The sequence below is a fragment of the Coleofasciculus sp. H7-1 genome (assembly GCF_057473865.1).
Genome location: NZ_JBYCCT010000010.1, coordinates 80080 through 102198, shown reverse-complemented (window position 1 = coordinate 102198; position 22119 = coordinate 80080). Strand labels below are relative to the sequence as shown.

The following is a 22119-nucleotide window of genomic DNA, read 5'->3' as shown; positions in this document are numbered from 1 at the left end:
CTAAACACTAACAACCAAAAACTAATAACTCCTTAAAAGACTATGACCGAGGCAAAGAATCGCTATCGCGCCAGTCGTCGGGTTTTATTTGCGACGCTTTGGCTCACCTTGTTCGTTTTATCAGTTAAAGTTTCAGCAGGTTGGACAACGCGATCGCTCAGTCTGTTAGCGGAGTCGCTGCACACCCTGATTACCAGCTTTAGTATCTTGTTGAGTTTGCTGGTCACTGCCGCACCCGACCGTCTAGCAGGGCGGGAAGTGCATGGTCATAGCAAACTGGAAAGCGTGGCAACGCTTCTGCTCGTAGCTTTTTTGGGCTTTGCCTGCTTAAATTTGCTGGGAATGTCCGCCCAACAGCTAGCCGCTGCGACCAGGGTTGTCGATCTCCCGTTTCCCACCGATGTGAGTCTACCCCTGATTCAATTGCTGGGAGTGGTTGTCGCCACGACCCTTGCCCTGGCGCTCATGGGCGTGTACCAAGCCAGAGTTTTAAATAGCCCTGCTGTGCGTTTTAATGCCATTCAGTTGTTAAAGGATGTGGGGCTGACCATCTTAGTGTTAGCAGGCTTCGTAGGAGTGATGTGGGGTTTCTTCTGGCTCGACGTGATGCTGGCAGTTTTTTTAGTCCTTCTAGCCGCCAGAAGTTGTTGGTACGTAGTGAATTGGCAGTTACCGCTGATGGTGCAGCAGACTGCGATCGCTCCTGAAGTTTTGGCCCAAATTGCCCGTCAGGTTGGGGGCGTCACCCACTGTTACCAGATTGAGTCACGAGGAATTGTCGGGCGTTTAGTGTTGGTGCAGATGCATCTAATTCTGCATCCAGAGTTTATGGGGATTGCTTCTCTAATTGCCGAGCGCATTGAGTTGGCGATTCGAGAGCGCTACGGTCCCATTCAAGCCATTTTCTATATTGATGACGATGTTCGAGAGCTGGAAAACTACAGCTTCTCCAATCCAACTTTAGAAGTGAACGGTATTCCTTATCGACGAGATGAGACACACAGCCAAAATTAATCAGGACTTACGCAAAGCTTACACATATAGCGTTCTTGTCGGTTCAATCCCCCTGCGATAGCGAAGCGCCGACCTGTCGGTTCGCCCTCAGATATGGTGATCTTGCGTAAGCCCTGTTAATTTTGAGTGACGCTTCTGGTAGTTGGGGACTAGCACTTCATCCCAATTCAGGCTTGTTGACGCTTCACTTGCGATTCGTCTTTTGTCCCCCAATTGATCGCGGGGTTGGGGGAATCGAAATGTAAAGCAAATTTTGCCAGATCCGCCTTGACTGCCCGATCCCATTAGTAATTTTTCATCGCCCGTTCCATATCGCGCTTATCATCGCGCCGCTTGATGTCTTCGCGCTTGTCGTGCAGCTTTTTACCTTTGCCAAGACCCAAAGTAACTTTAATCCAACCCCCCTTCAAATACATCTTCAGGGGTACTAACGTTAAGCCTTGCTGTTCCACCTTGCCAATCAGCTTGCGGATTTCTTGGCGGTGCAGCAGCAATTTGCGAGTGCGACGGGGGTCATGGTTGAAAAACGCGCCGATGCCCTTGTAGGGTGAAATGTGGACGTTCAGCAGCCATATCTCACCATCGCGAATCAGGGCATAGCCATCTCGTAGATTGGCCTGACCCAGACGAATCGATTTGACCTCGGTGCCAGTTAACTCCATTCCCGCCTCATAGGTTTCCAAAATTTCATAGAGGAAACGGGCTTGCCGGTTATCGCTAAGAATTTTTATACCTTCGTTCTTTTCACTCATTGCAGCCCAGCTGTGGAAAACCTTCTCTTAACGTAGCCTTAAAACAGAACCAGTTGCAACAGACTACAGAGGGAGCAAGGGAGCCGGGGAGAAGATCAATTACTCATATCTTGCACCGACTCTGTTAACCCGCCAGCGATTCAAATCACTGGCTAATAGCTGAAGTCCAAGTTGCAACAGACTACAGAGGGAGCAAGGGAGCCGGGGAGAAGATCGCAGGACTTACGCAAAGCTTATACATATAGCGTTTTTTCGGGTTCAATCCCCCTGTGGTTGCCCACACTATGTGGTGATGTTGCGTAAGTCCTGGATCAATTACTCATATCTTGCACCTACGCTGTTAACCCGCCAGCGATTCAAATCACTGGCTAATAGCCCAAGTCCATTAAAATGGACTGAAACTCCTTATTAGTCCTCTTCAGAGGACTTTCGCTATAAGCTGTGGAACTTGAGTTCCGGGCTGGTTATCGAGTTGGTGCAAGATATCAGATTACCAACTATAGCGGTTCTTACTTGACTCAACCCTTGAACCGCTATAATTACCCATTCCCTCAGTTAAAAGGGAATGAGTCTTAGGATAACTTCGAACCGCTATAATTACCCATTCCCTCAGTTAAAAGGGAATGAGTCTTAGGGTAACTTCTTGGAGGCGGCTACCAGGGTTCATATCTCGTCGATACGTTGCACCGACTTCCCTGCTTCTGGATGCATCTTGGCGCTCTGCTGAAGTCTGGGAAGCAGATTGGGCAGCTTTTTCGGCTTCCGCCTTTTTTTCGGCTTCAGCTTGGAGATGCTGCTTTTCGGTATACTCCGCACTCTTGGCTAAAGCTCTCGCATAGGTAGGAGTGTCTTGGGAAATCTGTTGCAGATAATTTAACGCACCCGCAAAGTCTGTTACAAATGCCCGCTCGTAGGCTTGTTGTAACAAATAATCAGCTTTGATATGTTGCTTTTGTGTATATTCTGCAATCTTTGGTTGAATTTTTGCCCCAGCAGGCGTTTCTTTGGGAATTAGTTTGAGATAGTTTAGGGCGCTGGTAAAGTCTTTTTCTGTTGCTCGCTCGTAGGCTTTTTTTAATAATTGTTGAGATTCTGCTTCAATTTTGGGTTGAGCTTTCTGAACAAGTGGCTCTATCTTTTTTTGCCAGTAGGAAATTTTTGGAATCTTACGAGCTGCCTCTAGCATATCTAACCACCGGCTTTCCTTAAATGCTTGTTCGGCGGCTTGAAATTGAGCGGCAGCGGTATGCCACTCTTGGCTCCACTCGCGCGCGGTGGCTTGAGCTTCTGGATAGATGGGGCTTTTTGCGGGAATGGATTTTGCCAGGGCGATCGCGCTTTGGAAATCTCCCGTCTGATATTTCTCCTGCGCTGTAACTAAAATGTCTGATGAAGACTCTGACGGAAAAGCATTCAGCAGAGAATAAAGTCCGCCGGTTATCACCAAACTATTCGCCGCAATCCCAATTCCAAGTCCAGTCAGTATAGGAGAATGTTGAGGTTTGTAAGAGCGAGTATTTCCCTCGGCTTTACTTGAGTTTTGAAGTGGAAATTCTTTAATTGTGGCTTTTTGAGTTTCTTTTTTTTGACGATGAACGACTGCCTTCTGTACGGGTGGCTGATTGGTTGTCTTTACTACTGATTTCTGGCTTCCGTCTAACGACTGGAGGGCTTGCAGTACCTCCGAAGCCGACTGGTAGCGGCTTTTGAAGTGGTAGCGTACCATCTTGTTTAGGACAGAAACTAAGCGATCGCTCAGGAGACGCATTGAGGGACTGCTGATAAAAAGGTGCTGCCAGATCAGCTCACCCGTCTCAGGATCTGCTTTTAATTGTGCAGGTTCCACGCCGGTTAATGCTTGGATGCCAATCACTCCCAAAGCATAAATATCGCTATTCCGGCGGGGATGTCCGATGAGTTGCTCTGAGGGAATGTAGCCTAAACCACCAACAGCCAAGGTCGTGTTGCTCTGTGCTAGATCGGGAGTTGAATGCTGTGGCTGCGCTGCACCAAAATCTACTAAAAATAACTTGCCATCCTCGGCGCGTCTGACTAAATTGTTCGGTTTGAGGTCGCCATGAATGATGCCGTGACTGTGAACAAATGCCAGGATACGCAAGACTTCTTGCAGCATTTCAACAACTTCGGTTTCCGTCCAGCGTTTGACGCAACCTTGGCTCATTGGCAGTTCCGCACTCAGCTGATGTCCTTGAATAAATTCTTGTACCAAATAGAATTCTTGGTTTTCTTCAAAGGAGTCCAACAGATGGGGAATTCGGGCATGGTTGCCAAGTTTTGTCAAGATTTCTGTTTCGCTGAGGAACCGACGCCTTGCACTTTTCAAACTGTGGGGGTCTAAACTTGCAAGACTAAAGTGTTTGACAACGTATTTTGGGTTGCCTGTTTGGTGAATGTCTTCGGCAATATAAGTCTGTCCAAAAACTCCAGATATCAAGAGTTGGACAATTTGGTAACGCTCTTTTACTAATTTTCCAATCATGGAGTAAATTGCCAGCTCGTTATCTAGTGAATTTTCAAAACACATCTAGATAATTTTTTCAGCAACTTACATCTATTTCCGGAAGCCAGTGATATGTGCTATGCAGCTAGGCGACACCGCTCGTTACAGTTCACTGTAGTGGCGTCGCGGGTGGTACGGCTGGTGTAATCGACGGGGTCGCCGCTGTTACTCCTGGTGTGGTCGGTGTGCTTGGGGGGTTAGATTGGGCAAGACCTAACGTGGAGATAGCGACGGGCGCTGAAAAGGCTAGAAGAGTAGTAAAGACAAACTTTTTTATCATTTGTGTGCCTATGGTTAACTTTTATCAAAAGAGGCAGGTTGCATATTGACAAAAGTAAGTTTCAGCTCACCAGCAATCCCCTTGCTATGGGTAGAGTCAATCGCCTACCCTGAGAAAGACGTTTGAGCTGAGAGCGATCGCGCGATGGGGGGTTGACTGGAAGCTGCGGTGTGTCCAGAGAAGCGATCGCATCAAATCACCTGATGGATTGATTTCACCTATGTAGGTGGAGTTAGGCAAGTTCTTCTGTGCCAAAATCGATTTCAATGATTGCGCGATTTTTCTGCAAAGACGCTTTCCTAACGCTAACGGCTACGAAACTACATGAACTTAGTTATCGGACAAACACTGGGAGGACACTACCAAATCATTAACTCCTTGGGAGGAGGAGGGTTTGGTCAAACTTATCTTGCCCAAGATATGTATCTTCCTGGCACCCCTCGATGCGTTGTTAAGCTACTCAAGCCTCAAGCAACCGATCCCCAGACTTTGCAAACCGCGAGACGCCTATTCGAGACGGAAGCAAAAGTTCTGCACCAGTTAGGGAATCACGATCGGATTCCTCGACTTTTCGCTTACTTCGAGGAAAATCAAGAGTTTTATCTGGTTCAGGAATTCATTGAAGGTGGCGATCTTAGCCAGGAACTACCTACAGGCGGTAGCAGTGGAGTAACCCCGCCGCTATCTGAGGATGAAGTGATTTCTCTGTTACAAGAGATTCTGGAAATATTAGAATTTGTCCATCAACAAAATGTTATCCACCGCGATATCAATCCTCGTAATTTAATCAGACGTCAGCAAGATAACAAGTTAGTTTTAATTGATTTTGGTGCAGTTAAACGAATTAGCACTCAAATAATTAATGGGGCGACAAGTAACTTTACTGTTGCCATTGGTACTCCAGGCTACTTACCGAGCGAACAAGCGAACGGAAACCCCAAATTAAGCAGTGATATTTATGCGGTAGGAATGATCGGAATTCAGGCGCTCACCGGCTTATTTCCTAACGAATTACCAGAAGATTCCAAGACGAGTGAAATCATTTGGCGCAACTATTCGTCAGTCAGCACCCCTCTCGCAAATGTTTTAGACAAGATGGTGCGTTATGATTTTCGGCAGCGCTATCAATCTGCTGCTGAAGCATTGCAAGCTCTCAAAGATTTGAAGATACCGACGGGTGTCACAATCATGGTTGCACCATCTGTAAAATCACCCGTTCGTCCTACAAGTCAGAAAAAAAACAAAAAATCACGTTCGCTCCCCTGGAAAATTTTAATCTCAACGATTGTCTTAGGATTAGGAACAGGTGTAGCAATTTTTATGGTTAATTTTATTAACTCTTCTAATGCGACTGACTTGTATAACCGAGGCAAGACATTTTCGGAATTAAATCGGAATGAAGAAGCGCTCAATGCTTATGACAAAGCAATTAAAATTAGACCAGACTACCTAGAAGCGTGGAATGGTCGCGGTCAAATTCTCTTCAATCTGAAAAAATCAAAAGAAGCAATTGAAGCTTATGACAAAGCCATTCAGATTAGCCCAGAATCCTTTGAAGCTTGGGCAGGTCGCGGCTATGTACTGGATAAATTGGAGCAATACAAAGAGGCTATTGCTTCTTTCGACAAGGCTTTAATTATTAATCCCAATTCACTAGAAGTTTGGAATGGTCGCGGCGAAGCAATGACTAATTTGCAGCAATATCAAGAAGCAATTGAATCTTTTGATAAGGCAGTGCAATTTAAGCAAGACTACTATCAAGCTTGGCATAGTAGGGGCTGGGCGTTGCATAATTTGCAAAAATACGAGGAAGCGATCGCGTCTTATGACAAAGCTGTAGAATCCAAATCCGACTACTCCCAAGCTTGGTACAATCGGGGTAACTCCCTAATGAGCTTGCAACGTTATCAAGACGCGATTGAATCTTATGACAAGGCGGTAAGATTTCAACCCAATAACTACAAAGCTTGGCATAGTCGAGGTAATGCGTTAGTGAATTTGCAGCAATATAAAGATGCAATTGACTCGTATAAACAAGTCACTAAAATTCAGCCAAATTACTCTAAAGGATGGTATGGGATTGGTTGGTCGCTACATCAATTACAACGATATGAAGAAGCGATCGCTGCCTATAACCAAGCGATAAAGTTCAATCGAAATGATTACCTCATTTGGTACAATCGAGGTAATTTACTTTATAATTTGAAACAATATCAAGAAGCGATCGCGTCTTATAATCGAGCCGTTGCCATCAAGCCAGATCACTACGAAAGCTGGTTCAGTCGGGGCAATGCGTTGTTTAATGTGAAGCGGTATGAAGAAGCGATCGCATCTTATGACAAGGCGATTCGATACAAGTCAGATTACCAACAAGCCATAGAAGCCAAACAGCGATCGCAGAATCAATTGAAGCAGGAAAAGCTGACTGTAAAAGCAGTTGCAGAGTCAGCTAAACCAGCAAAGCTGAAGGGTGAGAAAAAGAAATAAGTTGCTGTGCGTTTAAAATACATAGCGATCGCGTCGGTTTGGTAATGGATAAATTGAAATGCTTTTATGCCCACCCTACTGATTGCGATCGCTGCAATTTTAAAATGCAATGCTAGATTGCCAATGTTTCAACTCTACAACATCCTTAATTTCGGTGATTATTACTGTACCGAATTCTGGCTCCTGCCCATTGCAACTTTTCGCGGAGTGTCTGGTAATAAGAATAGTTTTCCCGCAAAATAATAAACTTAGCCAGACAATTTGCCATACGGATATCGACGCGCTGTCCGGGCCAGATGGCAGTTGCCAAGACACCATCCATCCATAATTTAGTGTTTAATTCGTAGTCAGCTAAAGGCCAAACGCTGACGACAGAACCAGAAGGGATGACAATTGGGCGACTCGCCAGACTCAGAGGGCAGATGGGCGTAATGGTAATCGCTTCCATGCCAGAGTGGACGATGGGGCCATTGGCAGAGATAGTGTAGCAAGTGGAGCCGGTGGGAGTAGAAACAATCAGTCCATCTCCCTGATATTGATCGACCACCTCTCCATCAATTTCCATTTCTAAGATGGAAGTAATCATACGGTCGGCGGAGGCAGGTTTGATGCACATTTCATTTAGTGCGAGGAAGCGATCGCTCACAGGCTCCATATTCGTGCGATTCCCCTCAAATAATGCCGCTTGCAACATCATCCGCCGCTCGATTGCATAGCGATCTTCGCAAAGTCTGTCCCAAACCTGCTCCGTATCTTGAAAATCCTCAAACGGCTGGGTTAAAAATCCCAGGTGTCCCCCCACATTCACCGCCAAAATCGGGATACGATCGGGAGACAGATGCCGCGCCGCAGCCAAAGCCGTGCCATCGCCGCCCAATACTATCGCCAGATCGATTGGATGCATTGCAGAAGCCAAAAACACTGGATAGGGGTTATCCTTGGCCCCACTTGGCCCCATCAGTACGTGGCAATTGCGTTTTTCCAGTTGTTTAGCACATTTTTCTGCCCAGCTGCGGCTGAGGGCATCTCCTGCCTTGTGTGCAATGATGACGTTTTTTAGCTCCAATTTGCCTTTACTCAATCGAGGTTAGCTATTTTTCAAGATACCTATCGCTCTGCATTTGGGCTACCTTTCCGTTTTTCCCACCCCGTTCGCAGTGCTACCGCGTACACACAAGTCGGCAGACCTCACCCCAAGCTATTCTGGCAAGGATAGGTAAGTTGTCTGCGCGGGCATTGAAGGCAGAAAATCTGCTAAGCCTAAGTAGCGTATTCCTTCTGGGGTAACTTCAAAGCGGCAGGGTAATACTTCCACGCCTTGGGCAACCGCATCGCGCAACAATTTCCCATACAGTGGATCGGTACTGTCTCCAGGAGCAAAATGAGTACAGTCACCTCGATTCACAAAATAAAGCATCACCGCCCGCGTCCGAGGAATTAACGCAGTCAGTTCCCGCAGGTGCTTTTGTCCTCTTGTCGTTACTGTATCGGGAAATAGCACCAGTTTCCCTTGCGCCCAAGTCGTGCTTTTGACTTCCAAATAAATTGGTAAATCGGAGTCATTCCCAGTCAGTAAAAAATCTACCCGACTATTTTTTTCTACCCCATACGGCACCTCAAAGCGAACTTGGCTGTAACTGCCCAATGTTGGGAAAAGGAACTTTTCTAGCGCTAACTTAATGACCCGATTTGGCAAAGCTGTATTCACTCCCACCCAAACGGGTTCGGTATCGTAAACTTGAATCATTTCCCAGGTATAAGGCAATTTCCGCTTGGCATTGTCGCTATACGACACCTGCACGGGACTACCGGGCGTTGAAACCCCAGTCATCGGACCGGTATTTGGACAATGGGCGGTGATTACCTCCCCAGACGCTAGTTCAATATCGGCAAAGAAACGCTTGTAGCGTTTGAGCAAAATTCCGGAGGAGAGAGTCGGGTAGCGGTAGAGCCAATCCATAGTACTTTTAACGCAGAGGTAAGGCAGGGAAATCGTAAAGGAGCGCAAAGGAGATTTTAACTTGGCGTACCTTGGCGTTAACCTTTGCGTTTAAATAAGATGAGCCAATTGAGGGATTGTTAACCGTTCGTGACTGAAAAGCAGAAAACCGCTCGGACACTCGCTAGCATTGCCGGAATTGTGGCAGTTGCTACGCTGATTAGTAAAATTTTTGGGTTAGTGCGCCAACAAGCGATCGCCGCCGCTTTTGGCGTGGGTGTCGTTGCCGATGCCTACAACTACGCTTATGTGATTCCTGGCTTTTTGCTGATCTTACTGGGTGGCATCAATGGCCCTTTTCACAGTGCGATTGTCAGTGTTTTGGCCAAGCGCGACAAATCGGAAGCCGCGCCCCTAGTGGAGACGATTACAACGCTCGTAGGCGGGATACTCCTACTCGTCACGATCGTCTTAATCGTGTTTGCGGGTGTTTTTATTAACCTGGTGGCACCCGGTTTAAGCGAGACGCCGCAAGGAATGCAAGTGAGAGCGATCGCCATCCAACAATTACAGATCATGGCTCCGATGGCGCTGATGGCTGGGCTGATTGGGATTGGTTTTGGCACCTTAAATGCGGCGGATATGTACTGGCTACCCTCCGTTAGCCCCTTATTCTCCAGTATTACCGTAATTGGCGGACTGGCAATCTTGGCGCTACAACTCGGCAACCAAATCAACCTACCCCAATACGCCGAAGTGGGAGGACTGGTGTTGGCGGGGGGAACCCTTGCCGGTGCCCTGTTGCAGTGGCTAGTCCAACTCACTGCCCAGTGGCGGGCTGGCTTGGGTAAGTTACGCCTGCGCTTTGACTGGCATCAGCCGGGGGTCAAGGATGTCCTGAAGGTGATGGGACCGGCAACGCTTTCCTCCGGGATGCTGCAAATTAACCTCTACACCGATTTATTTTTCGCCTCATATATCCCCACAGCAGCGGCTGCTATGACCTATGCGGGACTTTTAGTCCAAACGCCCCTAGGAATTATCTCGAATGTAATTTTAGTACCCCTGCTGCCCGTTTTTTCGCGGCTTGCTGCCCCTGAAAATTGGCCCGAACTCAAGCAGCGGATTCGTCAAGGATTACTCCTGACTGCCATTACTATGTTGCCTTTAAGTGCCCTGATGGTGACGCTAGCAACCCCCATCGTCCAAGTGGTTTATCAACGCGGAGCCTTTAAATCTAGGGCATCTGAGTTGGTTGCTTCAGTGCTGATTGCTTATGGCATCGGGATGTTTGTTTATTTGGGGCGCGATGTACTGGTGCGGGTATTTTATGCCTTGGGCGATGGAGAGACGCCTTTTCGTATCAGCATTGTCAATATCTTCTTCAATGCCCTGCTAGATTATATTCTCGTTCAAGATTTCGGCGCACCCGGTTTGATTTTAGCCACGGTGACGGTGAATACGATTTCAGTGGTGGCGCTAGTTTGGATGTTGAACCGCAAGCTCAACGGCTTGCCTTGGCAAGAGTGGAGTTTGCCAATTTTGGGTTTGACAGGTGCTAGCTTTTTAGCTGGTTTAGCCAGTTGGGGTGTCAGTACAGGTTTTCAACAAGTTTGGAACGCGAATGGGTTGCTGGTGCAGTTATTGCAGGTAAGTTTAGCTGCATTCGTTGGCTTGAGCGTTTATGCTTTCTTGGCGACGCGGCTGAATTTGCCAGAAATCGATATTTTTGTGTCGCGGATTCGCCAGCGCTTTGTGAGATAGCGAACCGACAGGTCGGCGCAACGCGCGATCGCACTTGAGCTTGCTCAATCAGGTGTATGAAACAATACCAAACTTCAGGGGAAGGTGTGGTATCTAAACATTAAGCCGAGATGAGTATTGAGGCTTGGCTCGCCTAGCTTAGCGATCGCAACCACTAATGAAGACACTTAAAGCATATCTTGTCAGCTTATTTGACAAAGAGTTTATCCCGACCGGATTAAAAACGGCTCTATTTGTCGGGACTCTTTTGTTTTTGATCAATCACGGGGTTGCCTTTTTCCAAGGCGAAATGACGCGCGATCGCTGGATTTCTGTATTGCTGACCTACCTGATGCCTTATCTAGTTAGTGTTTACGGTCAATACGCTTATCGTCGCAAGTTAATCAAAACTTCTGCGTATCAAACTAAACATTTTTAGTAATGCAACTGGCTCTTGCCAATCCTTTTCGGATCGGGCAGATGTAACCCCTTCCCTACCAAGGAAGGGGAACGGAAAAGCTACAGCTTTTTTATAGGTGGCGCTGGAATTCTTCCAGAATATCCATCAGGTTTACCTGGCACTGCGTAGGCAACAAATCTACTAGGGGAACTTCCCGCTTCCCGCCGCCTAACTTGATGGGAATACTTTGCAGGACTTTCACCATCTGATTTTCATCTAGAGAATTATCAACCAGTAGGGGATACAGCTTTTCTGCCACAACAGTATGCAGCTTGGCATCCTGCAAATAGAGGTGCCATTTAGCAACGTCGATATACACGTTTTCGCCGATTTCGGCAGCGAGGGATTCAATTGCTTCAGAAGTGTTGGTTCTATCCATAGGATTTACTTTGGTTATGTGGATAGGGAATCTAATTGCTTTCATTGCAATCGATCCCCGTCCGAGTTTGAATCTACGAAAAGCAAGAAACAGCGATCTATCTTTAGGTAGTTTTTTTGGATTGCTCTTTAGTTTTCGGCTGGAATCCTAAACCAGCAGTGGTATTTCCAGATCCTGCTACTGGACTGGAATAATCTGCGAGTGCAAAGATATACAGAGCGTGGGCAGCTAAGACTAACGCCCATCCGCCTGTCACCCAGGTTGCCCAAGGCCATGTAGCATTCTGCAAGTTGTGGAAAAACCACAAGCCAGAATTACAGGCACCAAAAATCGCCACATGGATGGCAAAATTCATTCTATCGTCGAGGCGACGATAGGCGGGGTCATTGCGGTCTGGTTTGCGAGGCCAACGAGGAGGCATGGAAGTTATAAGTTATGAGTGTTGAGTTTATAGGGGCGGGTTTTTCCGAAAAACTTGATATTTCACTGACATCTTGAATAAACCCACCCGTTCTTGAGTTGTTAGCGCTAACAACTAAATTCATTCTAAGCCTCTAACTACCCTGTCCTTGGCGGAGGTAATCTCCCGACTTGCCACCCGTCTTACTCACCAAGCGAATCGATTCAATCACCATCCCCTTTTCCAGCGCTTTCGCCATGTCGTAGAGGGTGAGTGCCGCGACAGAAACCGCTGTTAGCGCTTCCATCTCCACGCCAGTTTCTGCCTTGGTGACGACTTCCGCTTGAATCTGATATCCAGGCAGATTGGCGTCAGGCATTATCTGAACTTCTACTTTGTGAATCGGCAAGGGATGACACAGAGGAATTAGCTGGGAAGTTTGCTTTGCCGCCATAATCCCAGCAATTCGCGCCGTTCCGAGTACATCTCCTTTCGGCGTATTTCCTGCTAGAATCGCCTCAAATGTCTCTGATGACATCCGCACCTGTGCAGCAGCAACAGCATGGCGTCGGGTTGGCGCTTTGCCGGAAACGTCCACCATCTGAGCCTCACCGTGGGCGTCCAGATGAGTGAGCGGTTGATTTTGAGAAAAATTTTGCGTCATACAGTTGGGCTGTGCTATTATAAATTTCTGGTGAGGGCTTGTAGCTCAGTGGACTAGAGCACGTGGCTACGGACCACGGTGTCGGGGGTTCGAATCCCTCCTAGCCCGTTAAACAAGGCAAAAGATAAAACTTTTGCCTTGTTTTTTTATATCAACTTATTATTACGCTAACTTCAGCGATCGCCCTTTGCTAGACAAAGGCGACAAAGGAGCGATCGCATTCCCAACCATACCCGACAGCTAGAACGAATGCTCATCCAACCAGACAACTAAATCCGATACTGCCTGAAAATCCAACAATGCTAGAGCCAAGTCCTCTAACTGCGTGACGGATAATGCTTGAATGCGCTGTTGCAATTCTTCGTCAAGATTATCAAATTGACGGGTTAGCTGACGCATAACTAGCGATCGCGCCTCATCTTGTTTTCCTTGTTGTCGTCCTTTTTGGATGATGGCTTGATAAGTTACAGATTCTTGCATAATTTCCTCCCGTAAAAGTTGGCGAATTAAACTTTCTTCAAACCGTAAACCAGCCAGCACCTCGACACAAGCAGCAAGATTTCCCCGTTGCTGTGGTTCTTCGATCATATCGATCTGGGCTGCGACTTGCTCTAGTAAGCTGTTAGGGGTGTTGCTTCTAGCTAGAGTCGCCAGTGGCAATAATGCCGGGTTTGCCAAAAGTGGTGCCGGATCTTGCTCCCACAAGCGAATGACTCTATAGCGATGTCTGGTGTTACGAGCGCTAAACTCTTCGGTAAAGACACCTTCTGAGGTAGTAGACTTTAAAAAAATTACGACTTGTTCAATGTCACAACGGTATTTTCGGTGCAGTCTTAACTAATAATCCAGCATTCTCAATGGCAGTGGGGGATTAGATGCTGGCAGAGTTTGAAATTCGATGTGCAGGATACAGTTGCCAGTTTGCAATAGTGTGAGAGAATCGGCGCGAATCGGTTCTGCACTTAGTTCAGTTTTGAGTACCTGAATGTCAGTAGCTTCATCTGAAAGTAGCCATAGCACAAACTCGGCTGGGTATTGTTCTGCAAGGTATTTGCAAATGTTATCAGAATCCAATTTTTAGCAGGTGCGATAAAGATATGTGCTTACTTTACACCCGTAATGGTGAGCGATCGCACTCCTTCCAACCAAAGCTAGGACTTAGGCAACATCACCACATAGTGTGGGCTTTTCCCAGGGGGATTGAACCCGAAAAAACGCTATATGTATAAGCTTTGCGTAAGTCCTGCAAAGCGTGATCGCTAAGTAAGGGGGAGTTCTCGGTTTGGGTGTAGTTGTGAGGTTGTCAGTGGAAGAAATGCAGTTGAGTGAGTGCGGGGATTCACTTCTGATACGCTACATTTGATGTATCTTCAATTGCAACTTGCCAACGCAGAAACAGTCAGACACCACTATATTCCTCTGTCAGTTGCTTTCCAATTTGTACCAGCCAATCCAAGTTTTTCGTTACGACCAGATATTAAAAACGATTTACATTCAGGCTGGAATGGCTGATGAAATCGCGCTCATAATTGATGAAGATGGAAGTTGGGAGTTTGTTCTATGACACTAAATTTGTCTCAAATGACGAATGCTGAGCTAAAGAGATATCTTTCCGAACATAGGAATGAGGATGAAGCCTTTCGAGCAGCGTTAGAAGTTTTAATGAACCGTCGTAACCTCGCCAACCGCCAACCATATCCTTTTGACCTTGCGAATCCTGAAATCGAAGTTGAAGCCATATTGAAAGAGAAGTTTAAGCAAGCTGAGTAGTGGTGGTCTAACATTTGGAGCGAACCATAAAGACGATTTCGCTTTGCAAAGTCAGCATCTTGGGTAAGAATACAAAACCTTTGAAGCTTTGCAAACTCCCACATATCGCTATCGCTTGTCTCTAGTAAGCGTAAGAGAATGCGATCGCACTTATCCCCACAAAAGTAAAAGTGCGATCTCATTCTCTTACTACCCTCAGCGCTTACTTATTCAAGGCGTAAACATCCCGTTCGCGTCCAAAGGCGAAGCGGAGGGAGTGGGATAAATTTTTGCTGGATAGGGTGGCAAAGATAATCAGTGCTAGGAAGCACATGGCAGTAGTAATGGTAAACATTCCTCGGTAGCCAATGGGTTCGGCAATGGAACCCAAAACGGGACCCGCGATCGCTATCCCGACATCAAATCCAGTGATGCACAAAGCAAAAACTCTGCCTCGTTCTTGGGGAGAGGAACGGTCAGAAATCAAGGCAATCATCATTGGCAATAACGTTCCCGATCCTGCGCCTTCCAAAAAACCCGCCAGCAAAAAGTTCGCCGCAGTATATGCCTGAGAAAGTATCAGCATCGCTAGCGCGTAGCACAATATACTACCAGTGATAAAGATTCCCCGTCCATAGCGGTCGGAAGCACGACCGATAATAATCCGGGAAATAAAACTAGCCATTGCAGCGGCAGTGTAAAACCAGCCAGCATTCAAGTCAACTTGTGCATCCTTGATGAATAGAGGCACGAAGGTACTCAACGCGCCAAACCCCAAACCGATCAGCAATAAGACTAAAGCCGGAATTCGCAAGCGATCGCTTGCCAGCAGCTGCCAAAATTGCTGTTGTGCGGCTGAACTTTTAGACGATGCTTCCTCAACATCCGGTGACTGGTAGAGACTCCGGGGTTCATTGACCTGATTAACACCAAATAAACCCAGCACTCCTAGCGCCGATGCCAGCAGAAATAGGGGCGTGTACCCAGCTTGAGCTTGCACTAAGCCACCAATGGCTGGTCCCATTGCCATCCCAATCGGTGTCACCAAGCTCATATAGCCAATGATCTCACCCCGCTTGGACACTGGGGACAAATCAACCACCAAGGCGCTGTAACCAGTCGTGAAAGCCGCAATGCTAATCCCGTGGAACGCTCGCAGCAGCATCAACAGGGGAATTGACTTGACAAATAGATAGCCCAAAGGCGCGATCGCTGCCACAGTCATGCCAATCAGCAGTACCAGCTTGCGACCGCGTCGATCTGCCAGACGTCCCAGCCACGCGCGACACAAAATCAGTCCGATGGCAAATGCTCCCATGACCAAACCGATTTGTTGCGTCCTTCCGCCCACAGACTCCACATACAGCGGCAGCGTCGGTAGCAAAGAAGCCATACTAGACCAAAATAATAGCCCAGCCGTAAATAAAACCAACAGATTGCGACGACTGGGCGGCTCTAGCGTCCGAAAAACTTTCAAAGCTTAATCCCTTGTTACACTTTTAGCCTTCCCTTTGTTTACTATTGTTAACATTCTCCCCAACAACTTCCCTCACCCGATAGATTGGTCTGCCCTGAGACTCGTGATAAGTTCTCATTAACAACTCTGCGAGCAGTCCAAAAGAAAACAATTGCACGCCCGTCACCAGCAGCACGACCGCCAAGATCAATAACGGGCGATCGCCAATGCTCTGACCGAAACCCACTTTTAAAACCGTTAAATACACACCCAGCAGCGTCCCCAACGCCATTGCAATAATGCCAAACAGCCCAAAGACGTGCATGGGGCGAGTGAGGAACTTTTTCATAAAGTAGACGGTTAACAAGTCCATCACGACTCGGAATGTCCGCCCCAACCCATACTTACTGCGTCCATAGCGGCGGGCATGGTGCCCCACTGGCAGCTCAGTAATTCTTGCCCCCTCAATGAAAGCTAAAGCTGGCAAAAATCGGTGCAATTCCCCATAAAGATTCATATCCGCCACCAATTCTGAGCGGTAGGCTTTCAGGGAACAACCGTAGTCGTGCAACTCTACACCCGTGACTCGTCCAATTAACCAGTTAGCGATTTTAGACGGAAGCAGGCGAGTTAAGGCGGCGTCCTGCCGTTTCTCACGCCAGCCACTCACCAAGTCATAGCCTTCTTCTAACTTTGCCAGTAGCCGGGGAATATCCGTCGGGTCATTTTGCAAATCGCCATCCATTGTGATAATCACCTTGCCTCGCGCATAGTTAAACCCAGCCGACATTGCCGGAGTTTGACCGTAGTTGCGACGCAAAAGCACTGCTTTTAAGTTGTCGCGGGTTTGCGCCAAAGATTTAAGCAGTTCCGCTGAGCCATCCTTGGAACCATCATCCACGCAAACAATTTCGTAGTTCAGATTCGTCTCAATTAAAGTGGTAGCGATCGCTTCAATCAGGTGGGGTAAACTCTCCACCTCGTTATAAACCGGCACTACTACAGAAACATCGGGGATACCGTCAGCAGAAATTTCGCTCTGCGTTACCAGTCTTTCAGGAATTAACACGATTGCCTCCCACCTCTTGGTGTCTTATTGTCGTTGTGGTTGATAACTGGCAACCACTCGCCCGCAAGAGCGCAGTTGCCGAAAATACGACTGACTAATCGAATCTCCCTGTTCCGAAAGGATATCAATCCCAATTCCATTGCGACCCTGTTCTTGACCGGAACTATGAATATAACGTTCTTCTCCTAGGTATAAACCCACATGGGTTGTTCTATCGCCGATGCCAAAAAAGATTAAATCACCTGATTGTAGCGCTTGAATCGCAATCGATTCTGTAAAAACTTCCTGCTGATAAGAATCTCTCGGCAACCAAATTCCAGAGGCAGCAAAAGCGGCTTGCATCAGCCCGGAACAGTCATAATTTGGCCCTACTGTTCCGCCCCAGAGATAATAATTCGGCTGTTGCATCGCCGCTTGCATAAAGGCGATGACTTGGGGTAAGCGATTTTGAATTTCTGTCGGGGAGATAGTGTGAGCTTCGTAGGGCGTTTGAGCCTCCTCAATCTCTTTGAGGTCTTGAATTGCCACCCAGCCGGAATAGTCATCTTCACGCAGACAAACCTGGATAGACGATACATCCGTCTTTGGCGACAAAATCCGCAAGTGACGCCCGGTTGCTGCCTGAGTTGCCAAACGAGTACAACTGGAGGAATCATAGAGGTTTAGATTGACTCGACACTGGTACTCGCAGAATGGGTCATGGGTCATGGGTCAGTGGTTGTTGGTCAGTGGTACAAACTATTGAACAATTGACAACTGATAACTGACAACTGATAACAACTGATAAAAATGACATTTTTTCACAAAGACGAACAACTAGAAAAACTAGGCGATCGCATTTTAGAAGCAACTTGGGCAGAATTTCCGGGATTAGCCCGCAACCAAATTGCCTTAACCTGGGTAGTCTACGATCCCCCAGTGCCCGTCAATACCGGCGGTGCCCTCAGCTCAGAGGAATTCTGGAAATATCCAGTCCGGGGCTTTAGCTATCGCGGTGTCGAGCGAATATTTCCTGCCAGCATCGTTAAACTGTTTTATCTCGCCGCCGTACAAGAGTGGCTAGAACAAAATATGCTCCAGACTTCCTCTGAGCTAGAGCGAGCCATCCGCGACATGATTATTGATTCCAGCAACGATGCCACCAGTTTAGTGGTGGATGTGTTGACTGGCACCACTAGCGGCCCGGAGTTGCCACCAGGGCCATTTGAAACCTGGCAGTTGCAGCGCAATATCGTGAATCGCTACTTTCAATCCCTCGGCTGGACAGAGATGGAAACCATCAATGTCAATCAAAAACCTTGGGGTGACGGCCCCTATGGGCGAGAGCGGGCATTCTTAGGGGAGATGCGGGAAAACCGCAATATGGTGACGACCAATGCCACGGCGAGGCTGCTACATAGCATTGTCGGGGGCGTCGCTGTTTCATCCGGGCGATCGCAAGCAATGATGGGACTGATGAAACGCAGCCTCCATCCAGAAGACGATGAAGCCTCCGACGAGGAAAATCAGGTTAGGGGTTTCTTAGGTGCCGGACTGCCTGCAAACGCCCAATTGTGGTCTAAAGCCGGTTGGACGAACCAAGTTCGTCACGACGCCGCTTATATCGAGCTACCATCACGGCAACCTTATCTGTTGATTGCGTTCACCGAAGGCAAAGCAAATAGTAAAAACAAAGCGATTCTACCCTTTGTTTCCCAGAAAGTCGTAGCGGCAATGGACAGCCTTACCTAGTGCAATCCCCGGTTACAGAAGCGATCTCGATCAATGACGAAGAAACCCTTTTTTACAATAAAAAGGGTTTCTTCGTCATCAAAGTGAGCAATAGGTCGCATCCCAAGCATCCACGTCTAGAAATTGCGATCGCTACTGATGAGATAAAGTCTGAGGAACCGTGAATAAAAATCTCTCTTGTCACTCTCTCACCCTCTTTCTTACATTTCACCTGTCAACATCAATTTCGTCGAATACTAGCCACTTCCAGCTAATAATCCTTCCTTGGTGGGTAGCAAAATCTTTTAAAATTTCCTAAATTGACCACAGGGAAATATAATTTCCGAGAGAATAGGCAATTAAGGTTGGCTTTCGTAAATTTTTGAGGAAATTTTTGAGGAGTGACCGTGAATACAATCTTTTCTAAGCGTGTTTCTTTCTTGCTGGGTCTGACGGCACTGACGGTTCTCAGCGGTGGCTTGTCAGCTAGGGGCCAAACGCCCACTGCCACAGTCATTGACCAAAAGACTCCTGCGGTCGTTCAGAGTTCAGAACCTGCCGCATCTGAGGCGATAACTGAGCCAACGGTAATGGGTATGCCAGTTGTCAACCCAGTTGTCAAGCCAGCAGGTGTCACACCGATTACCCAATCAACTGTCCCGGCATCACCACAATATAATGTGAACCAACAGCCGGTCAACCTCTCTGAGTATCAAGATGCAACCCTGACTGAAGAAAGCGCCAAGCCTGCGGCACCAGAACCTTCCTCCTTGGCAGAAACTGATGGTACTGCTACGCAACCGTTTCCCGGCGTAACCACTTCTGCCGCCGCTCTCGCCGCGCCACCTCAGCAACCAACTTCTGAAACTCCAAACTTACCCAATGACTCTGAGGTTGCTCAAACCGACATCGAACTCGGTCGAGCCACTCGTGCGGGTCGAAGCTACGTCGGGGTTGGCTTCAATATTGGTTTCGGGGGTGATAACGCTTTGGGCGATGGTAGCTTCGCAGTAATCAGCAAAATTGGTCTAACCAATACGTTGTCTTTACGCCCTTCCGTGCTACTAGGTGACGATACGACCTTTCTGATTCCAGTGACTTACGACTTTAACATCCGACAATCAGATCCGTTTGAACCCGTCAGATTCGCCCCTTACGTTGGTGGCGGTGTAACGATTTCCACGGGTGATGACAGCGACATTGGTTTCCTGGTTACGGGTGGCGTCGATGTGCCTTTGACACGGCAATTTACAGCAACAGCAGCTCTAAATGTCGGCTTTCAAAGCGATGACGTGCCGGTGGGATTAATCCTGGGTGTGGGTTACACCTTCCCTGGCTTCTAGAGAAAGTATAAAGTAAAAGCCAAAAGGCAACAGAGAAAATTTTGGTTTCTCCTGTTGCCTTTTTACTTTCAGGACTTACGCAAAGCTTATACATATAGCGTTCTTGTCGGTTCAATCCCCCTGTGGTTGCCCTCAGATGTCGCGCAAGTTGCGTAAGTCCTAACTTTTTTACTTTTTATTGGTTACTTCTACTTGGGGGCTGACTTTGCCTGTCACTGCCAACTCACCAGTGGGTTCCACCGCCCAGACATCGTAGCTACCGACCACATCGCCGTTTGCATCAATATCCACGTTACCGCTAGCTCCCTGGTAGTTAATCTCCTCACCCTTACGCACCAGTTCTAGCGCTTGACAAACATCGCTCACTTCTTTGCCTGGGGCATTGGCGACATCACGAAGCTTACTTTTAATGCCTTCGCCGGTATTTAACTTAGCGTTTTCGGCTGCTAGTACCATCAAAGCGGCAGCATCCCAGGCGTGAGGGACATAGGCGCTCAATCCCCTTCCGGTTTTCTCTTTCCAAATCTTGGTGAATTCAGCCAGCGCTGGTCCATTGGCACCGGGAACCGTGCCGATTGCCCCAGCTAATATAAACTTGCCATCACTGGTTTTGCCGACCTGCTCTGGAAAGTCCTGGGAATAGGCACCATCTGTCAGCATCACCTGGACGCCTTTACTTAGACCTTGTTCGTAGGCAGATTTCAAGAACAAGCTGCCGGTTTCGGCGTAGACAACCGCTGCTACGGCGTCCGGTTTGCCATTAAATGCTGCTGCTGCTTCGCTTTCAAAAGTGGCGGCTTTGGGGTCATAACGAGTTGGCTTGCCTTCGTTGACAATAGTGCCTCCTAATTTTTTGAAGGCTTGCACAAATTCTCGTTCAAAGCCAACTCCATAGTCGTTGTTGATGACGACAGTGGAAACGCGCTTAAACCCTTTGTCTGTTGCTAGTTTTGCTAAAGCCTGAGCTTGATAGGTATCGGGGGGAGCCGTTCGCGCCCAATAACCTTGAAATTCTCCTTTTTTGGCTCGTTCGGTAAAGACAGGGCTGGTACTACCCGGTGAGATAAACATCACCTTGTTGCGGACAGCGACAGGCACGGCGGCACTAGAGACGCTGCTGGCAAAGGAACCGACGACGCCAGCAACTCTGTCTACTTCCGTTAGTTTGGTCATTCCTGCGGTGCCAGCGTTGGGATCGGTTTGGTCATCTTCAGGAATAAATGTGACTGGCTGATTATTGACGCCGCCACACTTGTTGACGGTGTCTACTAACAAACGGATGGCATCTGGTAGGGGTTGTCCCACAGAAGATAGGTCGCCGGTGGTAGGCAGCAGTGAGCCAATCTTGAGTCCGGAACCGCTGGTGGCTGGGGTAGATGCTGTTGTCTGGGTGGGGCTACTGGTTGGCGTGTTATTACTTGCCGTTGGTTGAGAAGTGTTTTGGCAAGCAGCGGTTAGAAAACTTGTCGCTAAGGTGGTAATTGCTAGGGCGCGAGCCCAACTCGGTTTGATACTTCTGGCTGAAGCGGGTCTGCTCATTTGCGTGTTTAACTCTTCAACAGTCCACGATTGAAATCAAATATTTTAATTGATCTCAGTTGTTTAAGAATACAGCGATCGCTTCTGCCAGCATTTTAGCTAGCAGCAGAAGCGATCGCTCTGAGGTGTGAAGAGTGAGGCGTCTGGTTTTAGCTGTTGGGCTTCCCCTCTTGCCTCTTTTGTATGCTTTTAAAACGGAGAGGGAGGGATTCGAACCCTCGGTACGGAGTTACCAACCGTACAACAGATTAGCAATCTGTCGCTTTCGACCACTCAGCCACCTCTCCTAGGTGACGAATATACATAATACCAGATATTAATGAATCGAAGCTGCTGTCAAAAAAAATTTTCTTTTTTTCGATGCCTGGTCATTCCGCGTGAGTCTTCGCAGTTGGAGGGAAATCCATAATTCATCCTCCCCGTTGCGACTCTTTGCTTGTTTCCCGTTCCTAAGTATAATTACTTATTAGTAAATTCTTCATAGCTGGCAAAGAAATCAAATAATCTTTTACAACCCAGTTTCCGTAAAGGTTGGACGATTTAAATATTCCCGCGTTACACGATTAAGTCTAGAAATCCTCACTTCCCTGACTATTGGAGGACGGAAAAATGGG

Annotated in this window: 21 protein-coding genes, 2 tRNA genes and 2 pseudogenes; 9 read left to right on the top strand and 16 right to left on the bottom strand. The window is 47.6% G+C overall.

The genetic code is table 11. The features are described 5' to 3' along the window. Window positions 1-42: 42 nt before the first annotated feature. The gene (locus AC2VDX_RS02375) at window positions 43-1014 is read left to right on the top strand and encodes a cation diffusion facilitator family transporter (RefSeq protein ID WP_378178672.1); all 972 of its coding nucleotides are present in this window, start codon (window positions 43-45) and stop codon (window positions 1012-1014) included. A 284-nt stretch (window positions 1015-1298) separates the two neighbouring features. Here the strand turns inward: AC2VDX_RS02375 and smpB are convergent, their stop codons facing one another. The 4 genes from smpB to AC2VDX_RS02355 all read right to left on the bottom strand — a co-directional run bounded on the left by smpB (window position 1299) and on the right by AC2VDX_RS02355 (window position 4822). Beyond that, entirely contained in the window at window positions 1299-1766 is a 468-nt protein-coding gene (gene smpB / locus AC2VDX_RS02370; RefSeq protein ID WP_378178675.1) for an SsrA-binding protein SmpB, read from the bottom strand. Window positions 1767-2379: 613 nt separating this feature from the next. Beyond that, window positions 2380-4266, bottom strand: coding sequence for a protein kinase domain-containing protein (locus AC2VDX_RS02365; protein ID WP_378178678.1), 1887 nt, complete (start codon window positions 4264-4266; stop codon window positions 2380-2382). Window positions 4267-4396: 130 nt separating this feature from the next. Then, window positions 4397-4567 (bottom strand): hypothetical protein, encoded by a 171-nt coding sequence (locus AC2VDX_RS02360; RefSeq protein WP_378178681.1) that lies wholly within the window; start codon window positions 4565-4567, stop codon window positions 4397-4399. Between the two features lie 96 nt (window positions 4568-4663). Continuing rightward, complete coding sequence (locus tag AC2VDX_RS02355) at window positions 4664-4822, bottom strand: hypothetical protein (RefSeq protein ID WP_378178684.1); 159 nt, start codon at window positions 4820-4822, stop codon at window positions 4664-4666. A gap of 69 nt (window positions 4823-4891) precedes the next feature. On the opposite strand from AC2VDX_RS02355, the gene AC2VDX_RS02350 reads away from it, so the two are divergent. After that, window positions 4892-7054, top strand: a complete 2163-nt coding sequence (locus AC2VDX_RS02350; RefSeq protein WP_378178687.1) for a tetratricopeptide repeat protein — start codon at window positions 4892-4894, stop codon at window positions 7052-7054. A gap of 145 nt (window positions 7055-7199) precedes the next feature. Here AC2VDX_RS02350 and AC2VDX_RS02345 read toward each other — a convergent pair whose 3' ends face one another. Continuing rightward, a complete protein-coding gene (locus AC2VDX_RS02345) occupies window positions 7200-8120 on the bottom strand; it encodes an NAD(+) kinase (RefSeq protein WP_378178909.1) in 921 nt (306 codons plus the stop codon). A gap of 132 nt (window positions 8121-8252) precedes the next feature. Next, on the bottom strand, window positions 8253-9014 hold the full coding sequence (gene sfsA / locus AC2VDX_RS02340) for a DNA/RNA nuclease SfsA (protein WP_378178690.1): 762 nt from the start codon (window positions 9012-9014) through the stop codon (window positions 8253-8255). A gap of 129 nt (window positions 9015-9143) precedes the next feature. Between sfsA and murJ the strand changes: the two genes are divergently transcribed. Together murJ and nrtS are read left to right on the top strand one after the other, a co-directional pair. Further along, on the top strand, window positions 9144-10757 hold the full coding sequence (murJ, locus tag AC2VDX_RS02335) for a murein biosynthesis integral membrane protein MurJ (protein ID WP_378178693.1): 1614 nt from the start codon (window positions 9144-9146) through the stop codon (window positions 10755-10757). A 157-nt stretch (window positions 10758-10914) separates the two neighbouring features. After that, on the top strand, window positions 10915-11175 hold the full coding sequence (nrtS, locus tag AC2VDX_RS02330) for a nitrate/nitrite transporter NrtS (RefSeq protein WP_378178696.1): 261 nt from the start codon (window positions 10915-10917) through the stop codon (window positions 11173-11175). A gap of 91 nt (window positions 11176-11266) precedes the next feature. On the opposite strand, the gene AC2VDX_RS02325 is transcribed toward nrtS, so the two are convergent. The 3 genes from AC2VDX_RS02325 to moaC form a co-directional block, all read right to left on the bottom strand. Next, window positions 11267-11575, bottom strand: coding sequence for a DUF3181 family protein (locus tag AC2VDX_RS02325; protein WP_378178699.1), 309 nt, complete (start codon window positions 11573-11575; stop codon window positions 11267-11269). Between the two features lie 103 nt (window positions 11576-11678). Beyond that, a complete protein-coding gene (locus AC2VDX_RS02320) occupies window positions 11679-11996 on the bottom strand; it encodes a 2TM domain-containing protein (protein WP_378178702.1) in 318 nt (105 codons plus the stop codon). 133 nt (window positions 11997-12129) lie between these two features. After that, window positions 12130-12639 (bottom strand): cyclic pyranopterin monophosphate synthase MoaC, encoded by a 510-nt coding sequence (gene moaC, locus AC2VDX_RS02315; protein WP_378178704.1) that lies wholly within the window; start codon window positions 12637-12639, stop codon window positions 12130-12132. A 34-nt stretch (window positions 12640-12673) separates the two neighbouring features. On the opposite strand from moaC, the gene AC2VDX_RS02310 reads away from it, so the two are divergent. Then, window positions 12674-12747: transfer RNA gene (locus tag AC2VDX_RS02310), tRNA-Arg, on the top strand. Window positions 12748-12879: 132 nt separating this feature from the next. On the opposite strand, the pseudogene AC2VDX_RS02305 reads toward AC2VDX_RS02310, so the two are convergent. Further along, a pseudogene (locus tag AC2VDX_RS02305) lies at window positions 12880-13713 on the bottom strand (Rpn family recombination-promoting nuclease/putative transposase). A 307-nt stretch (window positions 13714-14020) separates the two neighbouring features. Between AC2VDX_RS02305 and AC2VDX_RS02300 the strand changes: the two are divergent. Then, window positions 14021-14203 carry a DUF6888 family protein gene (locus AC2VDX_RS02300; protein ID WP_378178707.1) on the top strand — a complete coding sequence of 61 codons (183 nt, stop codon included), beginning with the start codon at window positions 14021-14023 and terminating at the stop codon, window positions 14201-14203. Further along, on the top strand, window positions 14200-14409 hold the full coding sequence (locus AC2VDX_RS02295) for a DUF6887 family protein (RefSeq protein ID WP_378178710.1): 210 nt from the start codon (window positions 14200-14202) through the stop codon (window positions 14407-14409). Before AC2VDX_RS02300 ends, AC2VDX_RS02295 begins: the two co-directional genes overlap by 4 nt. 32 nt (window positions 14410-14441) lie before the next feature. On the opposite strand, the pseudogene AC2VDX_RS02290 reads toward AC2VDX_RS02295, so the two are convergent. The 4 genes and pseudogenes from AC2VDX_RS02290 to AC2VDX_RS02275 all read right to left on the bottom strand — a co-directional run. Beyond that, window positions 14442-14591 (bottom strand): annotated as a pseudogene (locus AC2VDX_RS02290) (DUF5615 family PIN-like protein); the annotation flags it as partial. A gap of 20 nt (window positions 14592-14611) precedes the next feature. Continuing rightward, on the bottom strand, window positions 14612-15865 hold the full coding sequence (locus AC2VDX_RS02285) for an MFS transporter (protein WP_378178713.1): 1254 nt from the start codon (window positions 15863-15865) through the stop codon (window positions 14612-14614). A gap of 22 nt (window positions 15866-15887) precedes the next feature. After that, complete coding sequence (locus AC2VDX_RS02280; protein ID WP_378178716.1) at window positions 15888-16913, bottom strand: glycosyltransferase family 2 protein; 1026 nt, start codon at window positions 16911-16913, stop codon at window positions 15888-15890. A 24-nt stretch (window positions 16914-16937) separates the two neighbouring features. Then, window positions 16938-17621: a C40 family peptidase gene (locus AC2VDX_RS02275; protein WP_378178719.1), complete on the bottom strand. Its 684-nt coding sequence runs from the start codon at window positions 17619-17621 to the stop codon at window positions 16938-16940. A gap of 81 nt (window positions 17622-17702) precedes the next feature. Between AC2VDX_RS02275 and AC2VDX_RS02270 the strand changes: the two genes are divergently transcribed. Both AC2VDX_RS02270 and AC2VDX_RS02265 read left to right on the top strand, forming a co-directional pair. Continuing rightward, window positions 17703-18644 (top strand): serine hydrolase, encoded by a 942-nt coding sequence (locus tag AC2VDX_RS02270; protein WP_378178722.1) that lies wholly within the window; start codon window positions 17703-17705, stop codon window positions 18642-18644. 386 nt (window positions 18645-19030) lie between these two features. Next, window positions 19031-19966: a hypothetical protein gene (locus AC2VDX_RS02265; RefSeq protein WP_378178728.1), complete on the top strand. Its 936-nt coding sequence runs from the start codon at window positions 19031-19033 to the stop codon at window positions 19964-19966. Between the two features lie 168 nt (window positions 19967-20134). Here AC2VDX_RS02265 and AC2VDX_RS02260 read toward each other — a convergent pair whose 3' ends face one another. Together AC2VDX_RS02260 and AC2VDX_RS02255 are read right to left on the bottom strand one after the other, a co-directional pair. Then, window positions 20135-21505, bottom strand: a complete 1371-nt coding sequence (locus tag AC2VDX_RS02260; RefSeq protein ID WP_378178731.1) for an ABC transporter substrate-binding protein — start codon at window positions 21503-21505, stop codon at window positions 20135-20137. A gap of 195 nt (window positions 21506-21700) precedes the next feature. Next, a tRNA-Ser gene (locus AC2VDX_RS02255) sits at window positions 21701-21792 on the bottom strand. Window positions 21793-22119: the final 327 nt, after the last annotated feature.

Bases quoted from the DNA above. Each gene is read 5' to 3' on its own strand.
- AC2VDX_RS02375 (WP_378178672.1), top strand. From the start codon at position 43: ATGACCGAGGCAAAGAATCGCTATCGCGCCAGTCGTCGGGTTTTATTT.
- smpB (WP_378178675.1), bottom strand. From the start codon at position 1,766: ATGAGTGAAAAGAACGAAGGTATAAAAATTCTTAGCGATAACCGGCAA.
- AC2VDX_RS02365 (WP_378178678.1), bottom strand. From the start codon at position 4,266: ATGATTGGAAAATTAGTAAAAGAGCGTTACCAAATTGTCCAACTCTTG.
- AC2VDX_RS02360 (WP_378178681.1), bottom strand. From the start codon at position 4,567: ATGATAAAAAAGTTTGTCTTTACTACTCTTCTAGCCTTTTCAGCGCCC.
- AC2VDX_RS02350 (WP_378178687.1), top strand. From the start codon at position 4,892: ATGAACTTAGTTATCGGACAAACACTGGGAGGACACTACCAAATCATT.
- sfsA (WP_378178690.1), bottom strand. From the start codon at position 9,014: ATGGATTGGCTCTACCGCTACCCGACTCTCTCCTCCGGAATTTTGCTC.
- nrtS (WP_378178696.1), top strand. From the start codon at position 10,915: ATGAAGACACTTAAAGCATATCTTGTCAGCTTATTTGACAAAGAGTTT.
- AC2VDX_RS02325 (WP_378178699.1), bottom strand. From the start codon at position 11,575: ATGGATAGAACCAACACTTCTGAAGCAATTGAATCCCTCGCTGCCGAA.
- AC2VDX_RS02320 (WP_378178702.1), bottom strand. From the start codon at position 11,996: ATGCCTCCTCGTTGGCCTCGCAAACCAGACCGCAATGACCCCGCCTAT.
- moaC (WP_378178704.1), bottom strand. From the start codon at position 12,639: ATGACGCAAAATTTTTCTCAAAATCAACCGCTCACTCATCTGGACGCC.
- AC2VDX_RS02295 (WP_378178710.1), top strand. From the start codon at position 14,200: ATGACACTAAATTTGTCTCAAATGACGAATGCTGAGCTAAAGAGATAT.
- AC2VDX_RS02275 (WP_378178719.1), bottom strand. From the start codon at position 17,621: ATGACCCATGACCCATTCTGCGAGTACCAGTGTCGAGTCAATCTAAAC.
- AC2VDX_RS02270 (WP_378178722.1), top strand. From the start codon at position 17,703: ATGACATTTTTTCACAAAGACGAACAACTAGAAAAACTAGGCGATCGC.
- AC2VDX_RS02260 (WP_378178731.1), bottom strand. From the start codon at position 21,505: ATGAGCAGACCCGCTTCAGCCAGAAGTATCAAACCGAGTTGGGCTCGC.